This is a genomic window from Faecousia intestinalis (assembly GCF_040096185.1).
In the GTDB taxonomy this organism is placed as follows: domain Bacteria; phylum Bacillota; class Clostridia; order Oscillospirales; family Oscillospiraceae; genus JAZOXB01.
The window spans coordinates 1-695 of record NZ_JBBMFF010000015.1 but is presented as its reverse complement, the minus strand read 5'-3'; the positions used below and the strand labels follow the sequence as shown (position 1 = coordinate 695).

Annotated in this window: 1 protein-coding gene; it reads right to left on the bottom strand. The window is 47.3% G+C overall.

The genetic code is table 11. The features are described 5' to 3' along the window. Positions 1 to 106: 106 nt before the first annotated feature. Positions 107 to 553, bottom strand: a complete 447-nt coding sequence (locus WMO66_RS00095) for an REP-associated tyrosine transposase (RefSeq protein ID WP_349134371.1) — start codon at positions 551 to 553, stop codon at positions 107 to 109. Positions 554 to 695 lie beyond the last annotated feature (142 nt).

The window sequence follows — 695 nt, the reverse complement described above, 5'->3', positions numbered from 1 at the left end:
CAGTTGGTACCGTTTTAACGTTACATTGTACGGGTAGATAATGCATCGCCGGGAGGGACCAGCCCGGCCCCTACATTCGTGGAGGTTCGTCGGACATTACCCGTTATCATTCGAAAAAACAATCATCTGTCCATCGTACTGGATTAGTATCGATATAATTCCAGATTTTTTCAAATTCCCGCTGATTTCGAATCACATGATCATGAAAGGACCTTTGCCAGACGGAAATACCGGGGGTGATTTCATGGATCATTTTTGTGACATGGGATTTATAGGCACCGATCACGTCCGGCAATGCCGTGGTCTCCTCCTCCAGACTGAGGAGCGCATGGACATGATTGGGCATCACCACGAATTTGATCACCTGCATATGCGGATTATGCAGTTCCATTTGCAAAAATGCATTCTGTGCAATCATTCCAAATTTGTTCAGAGGAATTGGTCCACCGAACAACAGCGCCTTATTTGCAGTACAGACCGTCACAAAATAATAATTTTGCGTTCGGTAATCATAAGAGGGTAATCTGGGGCTTTTCCGACGCGGATAACTCATAATTGTATTCCTTTGTGGGATAAACCTGGAACGACAGTTGGTACCGTTTTAACGTTACATTGTACAGGTCGATGGTGCGTCGCCGGGAGGGGCATGCCCCTCCCCTACATTCGTGGGGGTTCGTTGGGGCGTTGTAGGGGCG

What these genes read in the sequence shown, in the direction of transcription:
- WMO66_RS00095 (WP_349134371.1), bottom strand. Translation starts at nt 553, where the DNA reads ATGAGTTATCCGCGTCGGAAAAGCCCCAGATTACCCTCTTATGATTAC.